General features: G+C 60.2%; 21 protein-coding genes. 2 read left to right on the forward strand and 19 right to left on the reverse strand.

Translation table 11 applies throughout. The annotated features are described in order from the left end of the window. Nucleotides 1-49 precede the first annotated feature (49 nt). The 16 genes from PMI26_RS08660 to PMI26_RS08585 all read right to left on the reverse strand — a co-directional run bounded on the left by PMI26_RS08660 (nucleotide 50) and on the right by PMI26_RS08585 (nucleotide 13,376). Nucleotides 50-610 (reverse strand): DUF1285 domain-containing protein, encoded by a 561-nt coding sequence (locus PMI26_RS08660; RefSeq protein WP_007977033.1) that lies wholly within the window; start codon nucleotides 608-610, stop codon nucleotides 50-52. Nucleotides 611-626: 16 nt separating this feature from the next. After that, nucleotides 627-1,235 carry a DUF4823 domain-containing protein gene (locus tag PMI26_RS08655; RefSeq protein ID WP_007977035.1) on the reverse strand — a complete coding sequence of 203 codons (609 nt, stop codon included), beginning with the start codon at nucleotides 1,233-1,235 and terminating at the stop codon, nucleotides 627-629. Nucleotides 1,236-1,406: 171 nt separating this feature from the next. Beyond that, on the reverse strand, nucleotides 1,407-2,375 hold the full coding sequence (locus PMI26_RS08650; RefSeq protein ID WP_007977038.1) for a GTP 3',8-cyclase MoaA: 969 nt from the start codon (nucleotides 2,373-2,375) through the stop codon (nucleotides 1,407-1,409). 137 nt (nucleotides 2,376-2,512) lie between these two features. Beyond that, nucleotides 2,513-3,151, reverse strand: coding sequence for a TetR/AcrR family transcriptional regulator (locus tag PMI26_RS08645; protein WP_007977040.1), 639 nt, complete (start codon nucleotides 3,149-3,151; stop codon nucleotides 2,513-2,515). A gap of 342 nt (nucleotides 3,152-3,493) precedes the next feature. After that, nucleotides 3,494-4,279 (reverse strand): TatD family hydrolase, encoded by a 786-nt coding sequence (locus PMI26_RS08640; RefSeq protein ID WP_007977042.1) that lies wholly within the window; start codon nucleotides 4,277-4,279, stop codon nucleotides 3,494-3,496. Nucleotides 4,280-4,347: 68 nt separating this feature from the next. Then, nucleotides 4,348-5,334, reverse strand: a complete 987-nt coding sequence (locus PMI26_RS08635; protein ID WP_007977044.1) for a DNA polymerase III subunit delta' — start codon at nucleotides 5,332-5,334, stop codon at nucleotides 4,348-4,350. Then, nucleotides 5,327-5,959, reverse strand: coding sequence for a dTMP kinase (gene tmk / locus PMI26_RS08630; RefSeq protein ID WP_007977045.1), 633 nt, complete (start codon nucleotides 5,957-5,959; stop codon nucleotides 5,327-5,329). Before tmk ends, PMI26_RS08635 begins: the two co-directional genes overlap by 8 nt. A gap of 19 nt (nucleotides 5,960-5,978) precedes the next feature. Beyond that, on the reverse strand, nucleotides 5,979-7,211 hold the full coding sequence (gene mltG, locus PMI26_RS08625) for an endolytic transglycosylase MltG (protein WP_007977047.1): 1,233 nt from the start codon (nucleotides 7,209-7,211) through the stop codon (nucleotides 5,979-5,981). A gap of 3 nt (nucleotides 7,212-7,214) precedes the next feature. Continuing rightward, nucleotides 7,215-8,030: an aminodeoxychorismate lyase gene (gene pabC, locus PMI26_RS08620; protein WP_007977049.1), complete on the reverse strand. Its 816-nt coding sequence runs from the start codon at nucleotides 8,028-8,030 to the stop codon at nucleotides 7,215-7,217. Next, nucleotides 8,030-9,274, reverse strand: a complete 1,245-nt coding sequence (gene fabF, locus PMI26_RS08615; RefSeq protein WP_007977050.1) for a beta-ketoacyl-ACP synthase II — start codon at nucleotides 9,272-9,274, stop codon at nucleotides 8,030-8,032. Before fabF ends, pabC begins: the two co-directional genes overlap by 1 nt. A gap of 109 nt (nucleotides 9,275-9,383) precedes the next feature. Continuing rightward, the gene (gene acpP / locus PMI26_RS08610; RefSeq protein WP_003175607.1) at nucleotides 9,384-9,620 is read right to left on the reverse strand and encodes an acyl carrier protein; all 237 of its coding nucleotides are present in this window, start codon (nucleotides 9,618-9,620) and stop codon (nucleotides 9,384-9,386) included. 196 nt (nucleotides 9,621-9,816) lie between these two features. Continuing rightward, complete coding sequence (fabG, locus tag PMI26_RS08605; RefSeq protein ID WP_007977052.1) at nucleotides 9,817-10,557, reverse strand: 3-oxoacyl-ACP reductase FabG; 741 nt, start codon at nucleotides 10,555-10,557, stop codon at nucleotides 9,817-9,819. Nucleotides 10,558-10,573: 16 nt separating this feature from the next. Beyond that, nucleotides 10,574-11,512 (reverse strand): ACP S-malonyltransferase, encoded by a 939-nt coding sequence (fabD, locus tag PMI26_RS08600; RefSeq protein WP_007977053.1) that lies wholly within the window; start codon nucleotides 11,510-11,512, stop codon nucleotides 10,574-10,576. Nucleotides 11,513-11,637: 125 nt separating this feature from the next. Continuing rightward, the gene (gene plsX, locus PMI26_RS08595) at nucleotides 11,638-12,648 is read right to left on the reverse strand and encodes a phosphate acyltransferase PlsX (protein ID WP_081501000.1); all 1,011 of its coding nucleotides are present in this window, start codon (nucleotides 12,646-12,648) and stop codon (nucleotides 11,638-11,640) included. Nucleotides 12,649-12,652: 4 nt separating this feature from the next. Then, nucleotides 12,653-12,835, reverse strand: a complete 183-nt coding sequence (gene rpmF, locus PMI26_RS08590; RefSeq protein ID WP_003179396.1) for a 50S ribosomal protein L32 — start codon at nucleotides 12,833-12,835, stop codon at nucleotides 12,653-12,655. Nucleotides 12,836-12,848: 13 nt separating this feature from the next. After that, entirely contained in the window at nucleotides 12,849-13,376 is a 528-nt protein-coding gene (locus PMI26_RS08585) for a YceD family protein (protein WP_007942001.1), read from the reverse strand. A gap of 105 nt (nucleotides 13,377-13,481) precedes the next feature. Here PMI26_RS08585 and PMI26_RS08580 point away from each other — a divergent pair, with 105 nt between their 5' ends. Beyond that, complete coding sequence (locus PMI26_RS08580) at nucleotides 13,482-14,060, forward strand: Maf family protein (RefSeq protein ID WP_007977055.1); 579 nt, start codon at nucleotides 13,482-13,484, stop codon at nucleotides 14,058-14,060. Between the two features lie 88 nt (nucleotides 14,061-14,148). On the opposite strand, the gene PMI26_RS08575 is transcribed toward PMI26_RS08580, so the two are convergent. The 3 genes from PMI26_RS08575 to rluC are packed head-to-tail and all read right to left on the reverse strand — an operon-like array spanning nucleotide 14,149 to nucleotide 16,774. Then, nucleotides 14,149-15,138, reverse strand: coding sequence for a S49 family peptidase (locus PMI26_RS08575; RefSeq protein WP_007977056.1), 990 nt, complete (start codon nucleotides 15,136-15,138; stop codon nucleotides 14,149-14,151). Between the two features lie 24 nt (nucleotides 15,139-15,162). Further along, nucleotides 15,163-15,825, reverse strand: a complete 663-nt coding sequence (locus tag PMI26_RS08570; RefSeq protein ID WP_007977057.1) for an HAD-IA family hydrolase — start codon at nucleotides 15,823-15,825, stop codon at nucleotides 15,163-15,165. After that, nucleotides 15,812-16,774 carry a 23S rRNA pseudouridine(955/2504/2580) synthase RluC gene (gene rluC, locus PMI26_RS08565; RefSeq protein ID WP_007977058.1) on the reverse strand — a complete coding sequence of 321 codons (963 nt, stop codon included), beginning with the start codon at nucleotides 16,772-16,774 and terminating at the stop codon, nucleotides 15,812-15,814. The genes PMI26_RS08570 and rluC overlap by 14 nt, the downstream gene beginning before the upstream one ends. A gap of 702 nt (nucleotides 16,775-17,476) precedes the next feature. Between rluC and rne the strand changes: the two genes are divergently transcribed. Next, on the forward strand, nucleotides 17,477-19,577 hold a 2,101-nt coding region (gene rne, locus PMI26_RS08560; RefSeq protein ID WP_007977059.1), incomplete at its 3' end, for a ribonuclease E.

Consider the following 19,577-nt stretch of genomic DNA (forward strand, 5'->3'; position numbering starts at 1 on the left):
GGCTGACCCAGCGCTTTCGCGAGCAAGCCCGCTCCCACAGGGTTTTGCGTCAGGGTTCGAGACCGATGGGGAAAAACTCTCCACCACTCCACACGCCTAACCAACGCTGACCGTTGATCTCGCGACTCACCGCCAACTCTACCAATTGGTAGAACACATTGCGGTGAATCAACGCCTCCAGATTACTGCGCACATGCACGTAAGGGGCTGGCTCCTGCGTGTCGGGATCGATCACTACGCGCAAGGAATGCTCCGCACCGGCCTCGGTGGTCTCATCGACATTGGTGGTAAAGCGCAACACCTGCGCCTCGCCCTCGCCTTCCACGTCCACCGCAATCGCCACGAACGGCGCATCGTCGACTTTGATGCCGACCTTTTCCACCGGGGTAATCAGGAAATAATCATCGCCGTCGCGGCGAATGATGGTGGAGAACAGTTTGACCATCGGCTTGCGCCCGATCGGCGTGCCCAGGTAATACCAGGTGCCGTCCCGGGCGATGCGCATGTCAATGTCGCCGCAGAAATCCGGGTTCCACAGGTGCACCGGCGGCAAGCCTTTGGTCTTGGGGATCTGCCCCAGCAAATCGTTGGCTTTTTGCGGGCCACTCATGGCGTTCTCCTTGAAGTTACTGGTCGCTGAGCCCCAGCAGGCCGCGCGCATATTGCTCCAGCGGCGGGCCCATCAGGTCTTCGGGTTTTTTATCGTGGAACGTCAGTAAACCGCCACGACTCTTGATGGTCGCAGTATCAATCAAATACTGGGTGCTGGTCTCGACCAACATGATCTGAATCATACCGCTGTCGATGCCGAGGCGATCCAGGGCTTCCTGATCCAGCCATTCGTCCGAGTTGCCGATACGGTCGTCTGACTTGGCAAATCGGGTGTAGAGCAGGTAGTGCGCACCGGCGGCACGGGCTTCGACCATAGCCTGGTCGAGGCCTTCCGGCGTACGGGCACGGCGGACCATCGGGAAGTATTCGACGAAGCCATCGAACGCGACTTCCGCAATCACGTTGGGCCGTGGGTAAACGGCGCTGCCCGGCGGCATGAAAGCGCCCTGAGCGATATAGACGAACGAATCCGGTTGAATGCGCAGGTTGTTAACGCGGCGGCTGTCACTATGATCGAGCAACCCCGCATCGCTCATATGGTAACGAGTCCCTTCGGCCATATCGCTGACGTTCATGCAGCCACCAAGTGCCAAAATGGCCAGCAGCAAAACCAGGCTACGCATCCTATCCTCCAGAGGCCGGTGTCGGAAAACCGGCGAATGGCCGATGGATGCAGCTTTTGCGCCAGCTCATGGGCATTGTTGGCTTATCCATAGCCATCGCGAGCAAGCTCGCTCCCACAAGGGTTTATGCAAAACCTTGTGGGAGCGTGGCTTGCCCGCGATGAGGCCGGATCAGCCGCCGATGATCTTCATGACCGTCGCGCCGCCGGAGAACGCCACTTCCTGCTTGTCCCCCAAGGCTTTCACCAGGAGTCTCTGCAAGGCCGGCAGCGCCTGGTGGCGCGGCTTGTCCAGCAGGTCGCCGACGTAATGGCGATTGCTTGACGACAGGCAGCCATGCAGCCACCCGGTGGAAGACAAGCGCAGTCGCGAGCAGGTCCGGCAGAACGGCACACTTTCGTTGGCGATCACGCCGAAGTAACCCTGACCGGGAATTTCATAACGAACCGCCGTTGCATCGACCGGGGCATCGGCCTGCAGATATTCATAGCGCTCGCCGATCAGGCTCAGCAATTGCTGGAGGCTGACGAACTGCTGCAGAAAGGCATTGGAATCGTTGGCCAGGTGGCCCATGCGCATCAGCTCGATGAAGCGCAGTTCATAACCGCGCTCCAGGCAGTAGTCGAGCAGCGGCATCACTTGATCCAGGTTCTGCCCACGCAGCGGCACCATGTTGACCTTGATCTTCATGCCGGCCGCTCTGGCCTCGCTCATGCCGTCGAGCACGGTGGCAAGGTCGCCACCCCGGGCAATGCCGCGGAACGCACTGGCGTCGAGGGTGTCGAGGGAGACGTTGAGGCGCCGAATGCCGGCGTTCACCAGCAGTGGCAGTTTCTTGGCCAGTAACTGGCCATTGGTGGTCAGGCTGATGTCTTCCAGGCCCATCTGCCCGACCGCCGTCATGAAGGCTTCGAGTTTCGGGCTGACCAGTGGCTCGCCGCCGGTAATGCGCAGACGCTCGATCCCTGCCGCTTCAATCAGATAAGCCACGCCACGTGCCATCGCTTCGGCCGACAATTCATCCTGCGCAGCCACCAGCCGCTTGCCGTTGGGCACGCAGTAGGTACAGGCGTAATTGCAGGCAGAGGTCAGACTGATTCGCAAGTTGCGAAAACGCCTGCCTTGACGGTCAACGATCATGGTCACTCCGGCGGAAGAATATCGGGCCGCTAAAACTTGACTCAGAAATCAAGTTTTAGCAAGTCCTCTACCTGAGTATATTCCTGCGGTACTGCGCCAAGTAGCGAAATCATGGCGCAATAAGGCAACTGAATGGCTCAGCTACCGGAAGTGTCGGTGTCGCGCTTGCGTTTGTTGCCCATGCGCACGCCGATGTCCATCAGGAACTGGAAGAAACCTTCCTGATCTTCCAGCACATTGCTCCAGAACGGCGAGTGATACAGCGCGACGGCGCCGTGCACCAGCGCCCAGGACGCGCAGTAGTGGAAGTAAGGTGGCACGTCTTCCAGCTTGCCTTCGCTGATCCGGCCCTTGATCAGCAAGGTCAGGCGTTCGAAGTTCGAGGCACGGATCTTGTGCAGCTCCTCGATCATCTCCGGCACCTGGTTGCCCTTGACCACCTTCTCTTCGAGGCGGTCGAACAGGCGATAGCGTTGTGGATCGCGCATGCGGAATTCGAAGTAGGCCCGGGACAGGGCTTCCTTGTCCTTGTCGACATCGGCCGAATGCAACAGTGCGTTCAAATCGCGCTCGTAGTCGAGCATCAGGCGTAGATAGATTTCCGCCTTGGATTTGAAGTGCTTGTAGATCGTGCCTTTGCCGATACCGACGGCATCAGCAATCATCTCGACGGTGACACTGTCTTCACCTTGTTCGAGGAACAGCTTTAGCGCGGTATCGAGAATTTCCTGCTCGCGGCGACGAAACTCACGGACCTTACGAGGTTCTTTATGCATAAGAAAAGGTCTGTCGGGGTCAAAATTCGAAGCCGCGTATTATGCCTAACTTACGCAAAAATGCACGGATCATCCGACCATATCTGCGCTTTCCGGTCATTCCGCGCACGATTGCCGGTTGATGAGAACTCTTCCGAAGCGCACGTATTCCAAATTTGTTTAAAAACCCTGACCAGCAAACTGGACGAGGCGAAATCCTGATCAATACTTGAACTGTCGGCGGGGCATCTCCCCCAAGTGTCACGCCGATATTGGTACCAACGGACCGCGTGCCATTGTTTTACTCCTAATGGTCTTAACCCGGATTCACCCCCCAGAACCCGGGTTTTTTTTGCCTGCGATTTAACCTTTCACATGTGCCAGCGGGAACAGCCGCTTGAAATTGGCCGTGGTCTGCTCGGCAAACCGCTCGTAGGGTTCACCACGCAACATTGCCAGAAATTCCGCTACTTCACGTACGTACTGCGGCAGGTTTGGCTTGCCGCGATGGGGAATCGGCGCCAGGTAGGGCGAATCGGTTTCCACCAGCAGTCGGTCGGCCGGCACCTTGCTGGCCACGTCGCGCAACGCATCGGCATTGCGAAAAGTGACAATCCCGGACAAGGAAATGTAATAGCCCATGTCCAGCGCAGCCTTCGCCATTTCCCAGTCTTCGGTAAAGCAGTGCAATACGCCCGCCTGGGGCAGTGCCGCTTCGCGCAGCAAGTCCAGGGTATCGGTGCGGGCCCCACGGGTGTGGATGATCACCGGTTTGCCGGTCTGCTGCGCCGCTTGCAGGTGCAGGCGAAAGGACTCCTGCTGCAACTGCGCCGCTTCCGGCTCGTAGTGGTAATCGAGGCCGGTTTCGCCGATGGCGACCACCCGCGGGTGATTGAGCTCCTGCAACAGCCAGTCCAGCGCAGGCGCGGCACCCGGTTGTACATCCAGAGGGTGCACGCCCACCGAGCAGTCGACGTCGTCATAACGTTCGGCCAGGGCCTTGACGTCGGCCGCGTTGTCCGCGCTGACACCGATACACAGAAAGTGCCCTACCCCGCGCTGCCGGGCGGCATCCAGGGCAGCATCCAGGGAGCCGTCGTGGGCGGCCAGGTCGAGGCGATCGAGGTGACAATGGGAATCTACGAGCATAAAGGGCTGCAACTTACATCGAATGGGTGGGACGGTCGGGTGTACTGATGAATTCTAGGCGCAGACAGTCATCTTTGGGCAGGCAATGACGCCCATTGCACCAGCAAGGCTTCCAGCAGCAAGGCCGGATTGAGGTTGGCCTTGCTCAAGACTTTCTGTCGCTGGGCGAGAATCCAGTCCTGAATATCGAGGACTTTGCCCTGGGCGGTTTTCTGCGCCAGGTATTGCACCACCTTGCGCATGTCGGCCAGGCCGAGGCCGGCTTCGTCCTGAGTCAACTGATAGCGCAGGATCAGGCTCGACCAGTCGCAGAACCAATCGAACAGGCGCAACATCGGAATGTTTTTCCATTCTTCGGCCAGTTGCGTCGGCGACTGCTGTTGCTTGAGGAGCTTCTTCACCCCTTCCACGACTTGCATGCGCTGTTCACGCACGCCCTGGGCCTGGAGATTGACTGCCGCCAGTGGCGAACCTGCGGCCAGCGTCAGCAACTCGACGCGCTCCTCTTCGGAACATTCCGGCAATGCCTGGGCCAGCCACTTCAAGCTCATGGCCTCGCCCGGCAGCGGACAGGCCTGCTGCACGCAGCGACTCTTGATGGTGGGCAGCAAGCGGCTCGGCTGATGGCTCACCAGCAACAAAACCGTATCGCCGGACGGCTCTTCGAGGCTCTTGAGCAAGGCGTTGGCGGCGTTGATGTTCATCGACTCGACCGGCTCGATCAGCACCACTTTGCGCCCGCCCAACTGCGCGGTCTGCACCACGAAACCGACCAGATCGCGAACCTGATCGACCTTGATCGCCTTGTCGGCTTCTTCCGGTTCAAGGATGTAGTTATCCGGGTGGCTGCCAGCCTTGAGCAACAGACAGGATTTGCATTCGCCGCAGGCCTCCAGCGCCGTCGGGCGCTGGCACAGCAAGCTGGCCATCAGGCGTTCGGCCAGTGCCCGCTTGCCGATCCCGGCCGGGCCATGCAGCAGGTAGGCGTGCGCATGCTGTGCGCGACCCGCCAGGTGCTGCCAGAGGTTTTCCTGCCACGGATAGGCCTCAGCCACGGTTCAACTCCAGCAGGCGTGGCAGCAAGGCATCCAGCGATTGCTGAACCTGTGCCAACGGTTGCGCCGCATCGACCAGCACATAACGCGCCGGATCCGCCTTGGCCCGCTTGAGGAACGCATGGCGTACGGCATCGAAAAAGGTCCGGCCTTCGAGTTCGAAGCGATCCAGGCGGCCACGTGCGCTGGCGCGGGCCAGGCCGACCTCGACAGGCAGATCGAAAATCAGTGTCAGGTCCGGGCGCAGATCGCCTTGAACGAAGGTTTCCAGAGCCGCGATGCGCTCAAGCGACAAGCCACGGCCGCCGCCCTGGTAGGCATAAGTCGAATCGGTAAAACGATCACACAAGACCACGGCACCGCGGGCCAGTGCCGGGCGAATCACTTCAGCCAGGTGCTGGGCACGCGCCGCGAACACCAACAGCAACTCGGTATCCGGGTTCATGACTTCGTCGACCGGGGCCAACAGCACTTCACGGATGCGCTCGGCCAACGGCGTGCCCCCCGGCTCGCGGGTCAGCACCACCTCGATGCCGGCGGCGCGCAAGCGCTCGGCCAGGTATTCGCGATTGGTGCTCTTGCCGGCGCCTTCCGGGCCTTCCAGAGTAATAAACAAGCCAGTCACAGGCAGTCCTTAATCAGAGTCATTGCGGGCTATTCGGTGCGCTTGCATCGGGCTCCGGTGTTTCAGGAGCTGGCGCAGGATCTTGCGCCGGCACTTGCGGCAGCGCCTCGGGTGCCGTGCTCGGTGAAGCGGCCGGGATCGGTGCCAGCTCCTGCGAAGCCTTGGCCTCCTGCGTACCGTTTTGCTCAGTCTGGGTCGGCGCTGTCTCTGGCGTGGCAGTAGGCGCCGGGCTGGAGCGGTAATCGGCGCGACGCTTGAGCTGGAACTCCTTCACGGCATTGTTGTGGGCATCCAAATCGTCGGAGAACACGTGAGTGCCATCACCACGCGCCACGAAGTAGAGGCTGTTGCCCTCCACCGGATTGAGTGCCGCATGAATGGCTTCGCGACCGACCATGGAAATAGGCGTCGGCGGCAGGCCCGCATTCATGTAGGTGTTGTAGGGCGTCGCTTCCTTGAGGTGGGCCCGGGTCAGCTTGCCGCTGTAGCGGTCGCCGAGGCCGTAGATCACCGTCGGGTCGGTCTGCAGCAGCATGCCCATCGCCATCCGCCGTACAAACACGCCGGCAATCTGCCCGCGCTCCTGCGGTACGCCGGTTTCCTTTTCGACCAGCGAGGCCATGATCAGCGCTTGATAGGGCTCGGTGTACGGCGCATCCGCGGCGCGCTGCTCCCATTCCCTGGCGAGCACTTCGTCGAGACGGTCGTAGGCGGTTTTCAGCAGCTCGATATCGGACATGCCGCGCACGTATCGATAGGTGTCAGGGAAGAAGCGCCCTTCCGGAAAAATCCCGGTATGGCCGAGCTTGTCCATGACCTGGCTATCGCTCAAGCCGTCGAGGCTATGATCGAGTTTCTCTTCCTTGGCCAGCGCTGCGCGCACCTGGCGGAAATTCCAGCCTTCGACCAAGGTGAGGCTGTACTGTACCATTTCCCCGCGTTTCCACAGGTCGATCAGGCCTTCGACGGTCATGCCCGGCTTCATGCGGTATTCACCGCTGTGCAGGGGTTGCTTGGCGAGATTGAAGCGCCAATACACGCGCAGCCAGAAGGCGTCCTTGATGACGCCATTGGCTTCAAGTCGGTAGAAGGTGCGGGTCGGCGTGGTGCCCTTGGGCACATCCAGCAATTGTTCCTGGGCAATGTTCAGCGGTTGTACCAGCGCCGAATGAATTTTCCAGGCTGAAGCACCCATCAGCAGCCCTGCCAGAACCACTCCGGTTTCCAGCAGCAGCAAGAGTTTACGTCTCACGTATCAAGCATCCAGTAGCGCACGGGCAATGGTTTGGAGTTTACGGGTGAGCGGCCCAACCGGCCAGTGAAGAGCTGCATAGGCACGCACAGGCCAGATACCATACACGCTGTTGCAGACAAAGACTTCGTCAGCCCATTGCAGCTGTTCGAGGGGGATGTCGGTGATTTGCGTGGGGATTCCCAGCAACCCGGCCTGGAACAATAATTCGGCACGCATCACCCCGGCCACACCGCAGCGCTTGAGATCAGCCGTGATGAGCACACCGTCACGCACCAGGAACAGATTGCTGAACACGCCCTCGATCACGCACCCGGCCTGATCGAGCATCAAGCCTTCGGCATGCTCGGTGTCCTGCCATTCGGCACGGGCGAGGACTTGTTCAAGTCGATTGAGGTGCTTGAGACCGGCCAGTAATGGCTGCCTGGACAATCGCGTGGTGCAGGGAAACAGACGAACACCCTGCTCACCATGCGCGGCAGCGTAGGCTGCAGGTGGACTGCCTTGCAGAATGCGTCGGGCCTGGGCCGAAGGATCGGGCGCGTAACCGCGCAGGCCGTCGCCACGAGTGAGCATGAGCTTGAGCACCCCGTCACCCAATGCCGCGGCGTAGGCCAGCAGTTCGCTGCGGATCAATTCCTGATCGGCAGCAAGCGCCAGACGCGAACAGCCATCCGCCAGACGCGACAGATGCCGCTCCAGCAACACGGGCTGTCCGTTGCGCACGGCGATGGTTTCGAACAGACCATCGCCATAAGCCAGGCCGCGATCCTTCAGCGACAGAGCGTCAGCCGGCTGACCGTCGACCCAGCAGTCCATCAGCCTGCGAACCGGCGGAACACCAGCGAGCCGTTGGTGCCGCCAAAACCGAAGGAGTTGGACACGACCACATCGATATCCATGTTGCGCGCGGTGTGCGGCACGAAATCGAGGTCGCAGCCTTCGTCCGGCTCATCAAGGTTGATGGTCGGCGGCGCTACCTGGCTGTTGATCGCCAGCACGCTGAAGATCGCCTCGACCGCACCCGCCGCACCCAGCAGGTGGCCGGTCATGGATTTGGTCGAACTGACGGCCAGCTTGTAGGCATGCTCGCCGAACACCGACTTGATCGCGTTGACCTCAGCGAGATCGCCAGCGGGAGTCGACGTGCCGTGGGCGTTGATGTACTGCACTTGATCGCCATTGATCTTCGCATCGCGCAGCGCATTGGTGATGCAGCGGGCAGCACCCGCGCCATCGGCAGGTGGCGAAGTCATATGGTAGGCATCGCCGCTGGTGCCGAAGCCAATGAGTTCGGCGTAGATGGTCGCACCACGGGCCTTGGCGTGTTCCAGCTCTTCCAGAACCAGTGCACCGGCACCATTGGACAGCACGAAGCCGTCACGGCCCTTGTCCCATGGACGGCTGGCGCGGGTCGGCTCGTCGTTGCGGGTGGACAGAGCGCGCGAGGCACCGAAGCCGCCCATGCCCAGGCCGCAGGCTGCCATCTCGGCGCCGCCGGCAATCATCACGTCGGCTTCGTCGTACATGATGTTGCGTGCTGCCATGCCAATGCAGTGGGTACCGGTGGTACAGGCCGTGGCGATGGCGTAGTTAGGTCCCTGTGCCCCCAGATGGATCGACAGGAAACCGGAAATCATATTGATGATCGAGCCTGGCACGAAGAACGGGGAAATCCGCCGTGGGCCGGTCTCGTGCAGCGTGCGGGCGGTTTCTTCGATATTGGTCAGACCGCCAATACCCGAGCCCATGGCCACGCCGATACGCTCACGGTTGGCGTCAGTGACTTCCAGACCGGAATTGCGTACCGCCTGAAAACCTGCTGCCAGACCGTACTGAATGAACAGGTCGAGTTTGCGGGCTTCCTTGACCGACAGGTATTCCTCGACATTGAAGTCCTTTACCGAGCCGCCAAAACGGGTGGAATAGGCAGAAAGGTCGGTGTGTTCGATCAGACCAATGCCACTGCGGCCAGCCAGAATGCCCTGCCAGCTGCTCGGCACATCCGTACCCAGTGGCGACAACATACCCATACCGGTGACTACGACGCGTCTACGCGACACAGCACTCTCCTTTTTTCAAATGACGACTTTGCATCAGGCCTAAAGAAAAAACCGCACGCCATGATGGCAGTGCGGTTTTTCCATGACAGCGAGCAACGATTACAAACTATTACGCCTGGTGGCTAGTAACGTAGTCGATTGCAGCTTGTACAGTAGTGATCTTCTCGGCTTCTTCGTCAGGGATTTCGGTCTCGAATTCCTCTTCCAGAGCCATCACCAGCTCAACGGTGTCAAGGGAGTCGGCACCCAGGTCTTCAACGAAGGAAGCAGTGTTGACCACTTCTTCTTCTTTAACGCCCAGTTGCTCAGCAACGATTTTCTTGACGCGCTCTTCGATGGTGCTCATACCTTGTTTTCACTCCTAATGGACAAATTCAGGCAGCTGGCCAGTGGGTAAGTGTATAGAAAGGCTTTTCAGCTTTTCAACTGAAAGCTTCACTCCTCGAACCCGGTGACCCTCTGCCTATAAATAGATTGCAGCTTTATAACGGATTTTAGACAGCTCGTATGACATTTTTTTGAAGCAATCCGTCACATTTGAATTACATGTACATCCCGCCGTTCACCGGGATTGTAGCTCCGGTAACGTAAGCCGCACCGTCCGACGCAAGAAAAGCGACCACGGACGCGATCTCTTGAGCTTGCCCCAGACGACCCAGCGGAATCTGCGTCTGCAAGGCTTCACGCTGCGCCTCGGGGAGTTCACGGGTCATATCGGTATCGATGAACCCTGGGGCCACCGAGTTTACCGTAATCGCACGCGAACCGACTTCACGCGCCAATGCACGGCTGAAACCTTCCAGACCGGCCTTGGCGGCAGCGTAGTTTACTTGGCCTGCGTTGCCCATGGCACCCACAACCGAACCAATACTGATAATTCGGCCCCAACGGGCTTTGGTCATGCCACGCAAAACGCCCTTGGACAGGCGGAACAGACTGTTCAGGTTGGTATCGACAACGTCGTGCCACTCGTCGTCTTTCATGCGCATCATCAGGTTATCGCGGGTGATACCGGCATTGTTGACCAGGATCGCCGGCGCACCGAACTGCTCCTGGATGCTCGCCAGGACCGCCGCCACGGACTCGTCACTAGTGACATTGAGTTCCAGGCCGGTGCCTTGAATACCGTTTTCCTTCAGGGTCGCGGCAATACGCTCGGCACCCGACGCGGAAGTCGCGGTACCGACAACGATGGCACCCTGACGACCCAGTTCCAGGGCGATAGCCTGGCCGATGCCACGGCTTGCACCGGTGACCAGTGCAACTTTACCTTGCAGACTCATGCAAGCTTCTCCTGATTCAGGCCAACGCTGCACGGGCGGCAGCGAAAGCGTCTGGGGTATTGAGGTTGGATGTCGATACGCCTTCGGCGCAACGCTTGTTCAGACCGGCCAGCACTTTACCCGGGCCGCACTCGACCAGATTGGTCGCGCCCCTGGCAGCCAGCGCCTGTACGGATTCGACCCAGCGTACGGGCTTGTACAGCTGTTCGAGCAGATCACGCTTGAGGGTTTCCAGATCGGCCGGCACTTCGGCGCTGACGTTCTGGACCACAGGAATCTGTGGCGCCTGCCAGTTGATCGCGGCGATCGATTCGGCAAAACGCTCGGCAGCCGGACGCATCAGCTCGCAGTGGGACGGCACGCTGACCGGTAGCGGCATGGCGCGCTTGGCACCACGCGCCTTGCAGCCTTCGATGGCGCGCTCGACCGCAGCCTTGGCACCGGCGATGACCACCTGGCCCGGGGAGTTGAAGTTCACCGCGCTGACCACTTCGCCTTGCGCCGCTTCGGCACAGGCGGCCAGTACGTCGGCATCATCCAGGCCGAGGATGGCGGCCATGCCGCCCTGCCCGGCCGGAACGGCTTCCTGCATCAGCTGGCCACGACGTTCGACGAGTTTCACCGCGTCGCCCAGGCTCAGGCTGCCCGCTGCCACCAGCGCGCTGTATTCACCCAGGCTGTGCCCGGCGACGTAGGCCGGACGCGCACCACCCTCGGCCAGCCACAGACGCCACAGGGCGATCGAGGCGGTCAGAATGGCCGGTTGGGTTTTATCGGTTTGATTGAGTTGCTCTTCCGGCCCTTGCTGGGTCAGTGCCCACAGGTCGTAACCCAGTGCATCGGAAGCTTCTTTGAATGTTTCAAGGACAACCGGGTGTTGTGCGCCCAGCTCGGCCAGCATGCCGAGGGACTGCGAACCCTGTCCCGGGAAGACGAATGCGAGGGAAGCAGACATGTAACAAGCCCCTAATGATCTTGTCGTCGGAGAATTGGCGCCCCGCTTTGGGGACGCAAGAAACTGACAGTTGGATGGCCCATCGAACCAAGCGGTCACATTTAAGCATTGTCCGACGAAAACGCCTAAAGCAACAAATCCTCCAGACGACCGTGCAGGCGCTCGGGAAGATTCTCCTGAATCTCGATCATGGCGCGCGAAATGGCGCTTTGGAAACCCTGGACCCCTGCAGAACCGTGGCTCTTCACCACAATCCCCTGCAAGCCGAGAAAGCTCGCGCCGTTATGCCGGGCAGGCGCCAGGTCGGCCTGCAGACGCTTCATCAACGGCAGCGCCAGTGCACCGACCGCACGTGAGGCCAGGCTCTTCTTGAACAACGCCTCGATGCGCCCGGCAATCATGGTCGCCAGGCCTTCGCTGGATTTGAGCAGGATGTTGCCGACAAAACCGTCACACACCACCACATCCGCTTCGCCACGGTACAAACCGTCGCCCTCGATAAAGCCGATGTAATTGATGCCCCGGGCGCCTTGCAACAAAGTCGCCGCCAGCTTGACCTGCTGATTGCCCTTGATGTCTTCGGTGCCGATATTCAGCAACGCCACCCGTGGGCGGCTGATGCCCAGCGTCTCCGCCGCCACCGAGCCCATGACCGCAAACTGCAACAGATGCTCGGCACTGCAATCGACGTTGGCACCCAGGTCGAGCAATTGGCAGTAACCCTGTTGTGTCGGGATCGCCGCCACCATGGCCGGACGGTCAATGCCCGGCAGGGTCTTGAGCACGAAGCGCGACAACGCCATCAGCGCCCCGGTATTGCCGGCACTGACACAGGCCTGGACTTTACCGTCGCGCAGCAACTCAAGGGCCACGCGCATCGATGAATCGGGCTTGCCTCGCAAGGCCTGGGCGGGTTTTTCGTCCATGCCGACGACTTCGCTCGCCGGAGCAATCGACAGGCGCGCGCGATCCACAGCCGAATGGCCAGCGATCAATTCTTCAAGTAGGGAGGGTTGACCGACGAGGGTCAGGTGCAGCGAGGGTGTAGCGGACAGGCAAGCAAGACTGGCCTGGACAATGCTGCGGGGACCGAAGTCCCCGCCCATTGCGTCAATCGCGATGACTTGAGCGGACAAGTGATTACTCGTCAGCGCCCTTGTCGATCACTTTACGGCCACGGTATACGCCTTCTGGCGATACGTGGTGACGCAGGTGAACTTCACCGGTGGTTTTTTCTACAGACAGGGTGCTAGCCTCGAGAGCGTCGTGCGAACGGCGCATGTCACGGGCAGAGCGGGATTTTTTGTTCTGCTGAACAGCCATAATTGATTAACTCCTAAACGTTTGGGTCACGCTTTAACTGCGCCAATACACTGAACGGGTTGGACCGCGTTACCTCGTCCTCGCTCGGTTCGGGCTCATCTGCTCCCGCCGGCTGCTGGCATTCTTCCGGATGATGAGCAGGCACAATGGGCAAGGCGAGCAGAAGCTCCTCCTCGATCAGTGACTGCAGATCCAATGGATCTTCGCCCAGTTCCAGCACGTCATAACCTTTCGGCAACGACTGGGTATTCGCACCCTCCTTCACCACAGCGTAACTGCATTCGCTATGGATCGGCAGGGTGACCAGCTCAAGACAACGCTGGCAAACCATTTTGACTTCAGTGTCGATAAAGCTGTGGATGACCACAGATTTACGTTCATCTCGTTCAAAAACGAATTTAGCCTGCACCGTACCGACATTGTCGGAAAGCGGGTCGCAGAGTCTCTCCAAATCGGCCAGCAGCATTTCACCTTGAAGGGTGGTGCCACGATCAGCCAATTTGCGCGGGTCAACGTGAGGTGGAATCGGGTCATTCAACATAGGCGCAGCATTATAGGGATGCACCCGGCCATGTCAAAGGAAATTCAGCCCTGTCCGTCACTTGGAAGCCTCGCTAGAATTCGCACCTGCCTTATGGAGATGCGCATGCTGCCTTTATTACTCGCTTCCGGCTCGGTCTATCGCCGGGAATTGCTGGCCCGCCTGCAACTGCCATTCACCTGCAGTTCGCCGGATATCGACGAAAGCCATCGCCCGGGCGAATCCGCCGTCGCGCTGGTCAAGCGCCTTGCCGAAGAGAAGGCACGCGCCCTGGCCGCCAGCCATACCGCTCATCTGATAATCGGCTCCGACCAGGTCGCCGTGCTGGGAGAGCGGATAATAGGCAAGCCCCACACCTTCGAAAAAGCCCGCGAACAACTGCTGGCCGCCAGCGGCGCCAGCGTGACATTCCTGACCGGCCTGACCTTGCTCAACAGCCGGACAGGGCACTGCCAGGTCGATTGCGTGCCGTTCACCGTACACATGCGCTCACTCGACGCGACCCGCATCGAGCGCTACCTGCACGCCGAGCAGCCCTACGACTGCGCAGGCAGCTTCAAGGCCGAAGGCCTGGGGGTCAGCCTGTTTCGCAGTACCGAGGGGCCTGATGCGACCAGCCTGATTGGTCTTCCGCTGATTCGCTTGATCGACATGCTATTGGCCGAAGGCGTGCAAATACCCTGAAAGCAAAAGATCGCAGCCTTCGGCAGCTCCTACAGGCGATCTGTGTAGGAGCTGCCGCAGGCTGCGATCTTTTGATCTTTAAAACAGCTTAACGCAGCGACGGACCGTTAAACCCCATCCACATCGCCAAATGCTCAGCCACGCTGGCACCGAGCTTCTTCGAGAAGCGATCGAATGGCGACTCCTGAACGGTAAAGTCCACCAACTCTTTCTCGCCGATCACATCCCGCGCAACCGAACTGGCATTGCCCAGCCCATCGATCAATCCCAGCGGCAGCGCCTGCTCGCCGGACCAGACCAGACCGGAGAACAGCTCCGGATGCTCCTTGTCCTTCAGGCGATCTCCGCGCCCTTGCTTGACGCTGTTGATGAACTGCTTGTGGGTCGTATCGAGCACACCCTGCCAGAAAGCGGTTTCTTCCGGCTTCTGCGGCTGGAATGGATCGAGGAACGACTTGTGTTCGCCCGAGGTGTAAGTGCGACGCTCGACGCCCAGCTTCTCCATGGTGCCGACAAAGCCGTAACCGGCCGCCGTCACACCGATGGAGCCGACCAGGCTCGCCTTGTCGGCGTAGATCTGATCCGCCGCGCTGGCGATGTAGTAAGCACCGGAAGCCCCCAGGTCGGAAATGACCGCATACAGCTTGGTGTCCGGATGCAGGCCACGCAGGCGACGGATCTCGTCATAGACATAACCCGACTGCACCGGACTGCCGCCCGGGCTGTTGATGCGCAGAATGACACCCTTGACCTTCTTGTCCTCGAAAGCCGCGCGCAGGCTGCCGACGATATTGTCTGCGCTGGCCGGTTCCTTGTCGGCAATCATGCCTGCCACATCGATCAACGCCGTGTAATTTGCACTGAGGGTAGCGGCCTTTTCCATATCCATCAGCGGCGAAAACAGAGCAATCGCACCGAAAAGATACACAAACGTCAGCAACTTGAAGAATATTCCCCAGCGACGGGACCGGCGCTGCTCCTGCACACTGGCCAGCAGCGTCTTCTCCAGCAGCTTCCAGCTTTTGTCGTCACCGCTCTCTGCGCTCGCCTTGGCGGGCGCCTTCCATTCGTCGGTCATGCCGTCCACCCCAAAAACAACTGGTTAAGCCTGCTGACTCAGCCAGGCGTGCAATTCTGAAAAACGGTCGATGGCCAGTCGCGGCTCATACAACTTCAGCGCATCGATCGATTGAGCGCCATAGCTTACGGCCACTGACCCCATGCCGGCGTTGCGTGCCATCTGCAAATCAAAGGACGAATCACCGACCATCAATGCCTGTTCCGGGCGAACCTCGCAATGCGCGAGAATTTGCTCGAGCATCAGCGGATGGGGCTTGCTGGCGGTCTCGTCGGCGGCACGAGTGATATCGAAGTAATCCTCCCAGCCATGGGCCTTCAGCACCCGATCCAGCCCGCGACGGGCCTTGCCGGTCGCCACAGCCAGATGATAGCCCTCGGCACGAAATGCCTCGAGCGACTCGACAACTCCTTCGAACAACGGCGAAGGCACGGCCTCCGACGCAATGTAATGCTCGGCGTAATGCTCGCGAAACGCGATCAATTCGGCGTCATCGATCTCGGGGTACAGGGTGCGGATCGCTTCCGGCAAGCCCAGGCCGATGATGCCCTTGACGGCAAAATCGTCGCGCTGTTCAAAACCGGAGCGCCGGGAGGCAACATGCATCGCCTCGACAATCCGGCCAATGGAATCGGCCAGCGTGCCGTCCCAATCGAAGATCAGCAGCTTGTAATCAGATGGGCGCACTCAATCGCTCCACAGTCTTGGCCCACATCTCGTCGACCGGCGCCTGCAACTTCAGCTCGCCGCCATCAGGCAACGGCACGGTCAACATGTAGGCATGCAGGAACAGGCGCTTGCCGCCCAGATCGCGGATTTCCTTGCTGAAACCTTCGTCGCCGTACTTGGTGTCGCCAGCGATGCAATGCCCGGCGTGCAAGGTATGGACGCGGATCTGGTGAGTGCGGCCGGTAATCGGCTTGGCTTCGATAAGGGTGGCAAAGTCGCCGAAGCGGCGCAGGACCTTGAACACGGTTACCGACTCCTTGCCCTCTTCCTCGTCGACCTCGACCATGCGCTCGCCAGAGCGCAGATTGCTCTTGCCCAGCGACGCACGGACCTGCTTGATCGAGCTCGCCCAGTTACCGCGCACCAGCGCCATGTAGCGCTTGTCGACGCCATCACCGCGCAACGCGGTGTGCAAGTGACGCAACATGCTGCGCTTCTTGGCGATCATCAACAGGCCGGACGTGTCACGGTCGAGACGGTGAACCAGTTCGAGCTCCTTGCAATCGGGGCGCAACTGACGAAAGGCTTCGATCACCCCGAACGTCAGGCCGCTACCGCCGTGAACCGCAATGCCGGCGGGCTTGTTGATCACGATCAGGGCTTTGTCTTCGAAGACAATCGAGGCTTCGAGCCGCTGCAGCAGGCCTTGTGCCAGTGGCACCGGCTCGTCGCGCTCAGGCACGCGAACCGGCGGCACGCGCACGATATCGCCCGCCTGCAGCTTGTACTCGGGCTTGATCCGACCTTTGTTCACGCGCACTTCGCCCTTGCGCAAAATGCGGTAAATCAAGGTCTTGGGCACGCCTTTGAGTCGGGCGAGAAGGAAATTATCAATACGTTGGCCGGCATATTCCGGCGAGACCTCAAGCAGTTGTACGCCTGGAGTCGGGGGGGTAGTCGTCGTCATGCCGCGGATGATAACAATTTTTTATGGAATTGAAGCACTTAATCATTGCTGCTATAGTCGCGAACGCCGCCAAAAGCGGCCTGGACAGCGGACCAACGGTCAAAAACCGGCCCTGACCAACGCAATTCACCAGGACGCGAGGCCGTCCTACGGGGCTTTCGCTACGTAACGGTGGAGTTTGCAGGTGTAACGAGCGCAGGTGACATGAGGCCTGAATCACGCCACAAAGCAGAGTTTTCCACTCGTTTTGCGAGCCATATTCACGGCCAGTTCACAAAGTGCAGTCAGCTGCGAATGACCTCGAGCGAAGGCATCGGAAACAACGCCTAAATTAGCCATGATGCGTGACCTCCCCTTTCGGAGCTCACGGTAAATGCCAACCCGCTGCGGATTCTGCGCGCGGCAGCACCCGAATTATCAGGGATACGTGTAGGGTGGAGATGCACAACCGCCGGACTGTGTAGCAACAGGCTTTCTCCAGACGCTTCATCTCGTCCACAGCCGCTGGTTGATTCCTCCTCCTGACTGAGTGCTTAAGTAGCCACAGCAAGCAGGACGCGTACGTCGCGATGAAGGCCCACATTGGCCGGACTTCGCTGGACACGGGAAATGGCCAACCACTCCCGACGCACCTGACACCGACCGTGAGAAGTCGTGTGTGCCGAACGCCGTTTCCGGCAGCCCGGAAACCGACGGTACTACATGAAAAGAATGCTGATTAACGCAACTCAACCCGAAGAGTTGCGTGTTGCACTGGTAGATGGCCAGCGCCTCTACGACCTGGACATCGAATCCGGTGCACGCGAGCAGAAGAAGGCCAACATCTATAAAGGCCGGATTACTCGCATCGAACCAAGCCTCGAGGCTGCCTTTGTCGATTTCGGCTCTGAGCGCCACGGCTTCCTGCCCCTCAAAGAAATCTCCCGCGAATACTTCAAGAAAGCCCCGGAAGGTCGCGTCAACATCAAGGACGTCCTGAGCGAAGGCCAGGAAGTCATCGTTCAGGTCGAAAAAGAAGAACGTGGCAACAAGGGCGCTGCCCTGACCACCTTCATCAGCCTGGCCGGTCGTTACCTGGTGCTGATGCCGAACAACCCGCGTGCCGGCGGTATCTCCCGTCGCATCGAAGGCGAAGAGCGCAACGAACTGCGTGAAGCCCTGAACGGCCTGGTTGCCCCGGCCGACATGGGTCTGATCGTGCGCACTGCCGGCCTGGGCCGCAGCAGCGAAGAAATGCAGTGGGACCTCGACTACCTGCTGCAACTGTGGACCGCCATCAAGGAAGCCTCGCTGGACCGCGCCGCGCCGTTCCTGATCTACCAGGAAAGCAACGTGATCATCCGCGCGATCCGCGACTACCTGCGCCAGGACATCGGCGAAGTGCTGATCGACAGCGTTGAAGCCCAGGACGAAGCCCTGACCTTCATCCGCCAGGTGATGCCGCAGTACGCCAGCAAGATCAAGCTCTACGAAGACAGCGTTCCGCTGTTCAACCGTTTCCAGATCGAAAGCCAGATCGAAACCGCCTTCCAGCGCGTCGTCGAACTGCCTTCCGGCGGCTCCATCGTGATCGATCCGACCGAAGCCCTGGTGTCCATCGACATCAACTCGGCGCGCGCCACCAAAGGCAGCGACATCGAAGAAACCGCGCTGCAGACCAACCTTGAAGCGGCCGAAGAAATCGCCCGTCAGTTGCGCCTGCGCGACATCGGCGGCCTGATCGTCATCGACTTCATCGACATGACCCCTGCCAAGAACCAGCGCGCCGTGGAAGAGAAAGTCCGCGAATGCCTGGAAGCCGACCGCGCTCGCGTGCAAGTCGGTCGCATCTCGCGCTTCGGCCTGCTGGAAATGTCCCGTCAGCGCCTGCGTCCATCCCTGGGCGAAAGCAGCGGCATCGTCTGCCCGCGTTGCAACGGCACCGGCATCATCCGTGACGTTGAATCGCTGTCCCTGGCGATCCTGCGCCTGATCGAAGAAGAAGCCCTGAAAGACCGCACCGCCGAAGTACGTGCACAAGTGCCGATCCCGGTGGCTGCGTTCCTGCTCAACGAAAAACGCAACTCGATCACCAAGATCGAACTACGCACCCGCGCCCGCATCGTCATCCTGCCGAACGATCACCTCGAGACGCCGCACTTCGAAGTGCAACGCCTGCGTGATGACAGCCCGGAAGCAGCGACCAACCAGTCCAGCTACGAAATCGCCGCTGCCGCTGCCGAAGTCGAAGAAGTCCAGCCAGCCGCTGCGACCCGCACCCTGGTTCGCCAGGAAGCCGCGGTCAAGACCGCTCCGGCCCGTGCCAACGCTCCAGTTCCGACCGAAGTTGCCGCTCCGGCCCCTGCTCCGGCCGTCGTGCCTGAGCCAAGCCTGTTCAAAGGCCTGGTGAAGTCGCTGGTGAGCCTGTTCGCCACCAAGGAAGAGCCTGCCGCGCCGGTTGTGGTTGAAAAGCCAGCCGCCGAGCGTCCGGCCCGCAACGAAGAGCGTCGCAACGGTCGCCAGCAGAGCCGCAACCGTAACGGTCGCCGCGATGAAGAGCGCAAGCCGCGCGAAGAACGTGCCCCGCGTGAAGAGCGCGCACCGCGTGAAGAGCGTCAGCCGCGCGAAGTGCGCGAGCCTCGCGAATCCCGTGAAGAAACGCCGGCAGTAGCTCGCGAAGAACGCGCACCTCGCGCGCCTCGTGAAGAACGTGCGCCGCGCGCTCCGCGTGAAGATCGCAAGCCACGTGGCGAGCGCGAAGAACGCGTGCGTGAACTGCGCGAGCCTCTGGATGCCGCTCCGGCTGCTCCGGCTGCTCCGGCCG

The sequence above is a fragment of the Pseudomonas sp. GM33 genome, from assembly GCF_000282295.1.
Taxonomy (GTDB): domain Bacteria; phylum Pseudomonadota; class Gammaproteobacteria; order Pseudomonadales; family Pseudomonadaceae; genus Aquipseudomonas; species Aquipseudomonas laurylsulfatiphila.

Coding starts and splice junctions, on each gene's coding strand:
- rluC (WP_007977058.1), bottom strand. CDS start 16,774: ATGACGACGACTACCCCCCCGACTCCAGGCGTACAACTGCTTGAGGTC.
- fabG (WP_007977052.1), bottom strand. CDS start 10,557: ATGAGTCTGCAAGGTAAAGTTGCACTGGTCACCGGTGCAAGCCGTGGC.
- PMI26_RS08650 (WP_007977038.1), bottom strand. CDS start 2,375: ATGATCGTTGACCGTCAAGGCAGGCGTTTTCGCAACTTGCGAATCAGT.
- acpP (WP_003175607.1), bottom strand. CDS start 9,620: ATGAGCACCATCGAAGAGCGCGTCAAGAAAATCGTTGCTGAGCAACTG.
- PMI26_RS08575 (WP_007977056.1), bottom strand. CDS start 15,138: ATGACCGACGAATGGAAGGCGCCCGCCAAGGCGAGCGCAGAGAGCGGT.
- PMI26_RS08585 (WP_007942001.1), bottom strand. CDS start 13,376: ATGTTGAATGACCCGATTCCACCTCACGTTGACCCGCGCAAATTGGCT.
- PMI26_RS08645 (WP_007977040.1), bottom strand. CDS start 3,151: ATGCATAAAGAACCTCGTAAGGTCCGTGAGTTTCGTCGCCGCGAGCAG.
- PMI26_RS08660 (WP_007977033.1), bottom strand. CDS start 610: ATGAGTGGCCCGCAAAAAGCCAACGATTTGCTGGGGCAGATCCCCAAG.
- PMI26_RS08655 (WP_007977035.1), bottom strand. CDS start 1,235: ATGCGTAGCCTGGTTTTGCTGCTGGCCATTTTGGCACTTGGTGGCTGC.
- PMI26_RS08640 (WP_007977042.1), bottom strand. CDS start 4,279: ATGCTCGTAGATTCCCATTGTCACCTCGATCGCCTCGACCTGGCCGCC.
- PMI26_RS08580 (WP_007977055.1), top strand. CDS start 13,482: ATGCTGCCTTTATTACTCGCTTCCGGCTCGGTCTATCGCCGGGAATTG.
- fabD (WP_007977053.1), bottom strand. CDS start 11,512: ATGTCTGCTTCCCTCGCATTCGTCTTCCCGGGACAGGGTTCGCAGTCC.
- pabC (WP_007977049.1), bottom strand. CDS start 8,030: ATGGACTGCTGGGTCGACGGTCAGCCGGCTGACGCTCTGTCGCTGAAG.
- rpmF (WP_003179396.1), bottom strand. CDS start 12,835: ATGGCTGTTCAGCAGAACAAAAAATCCCGCTCTGCCCGTGACATGCGC.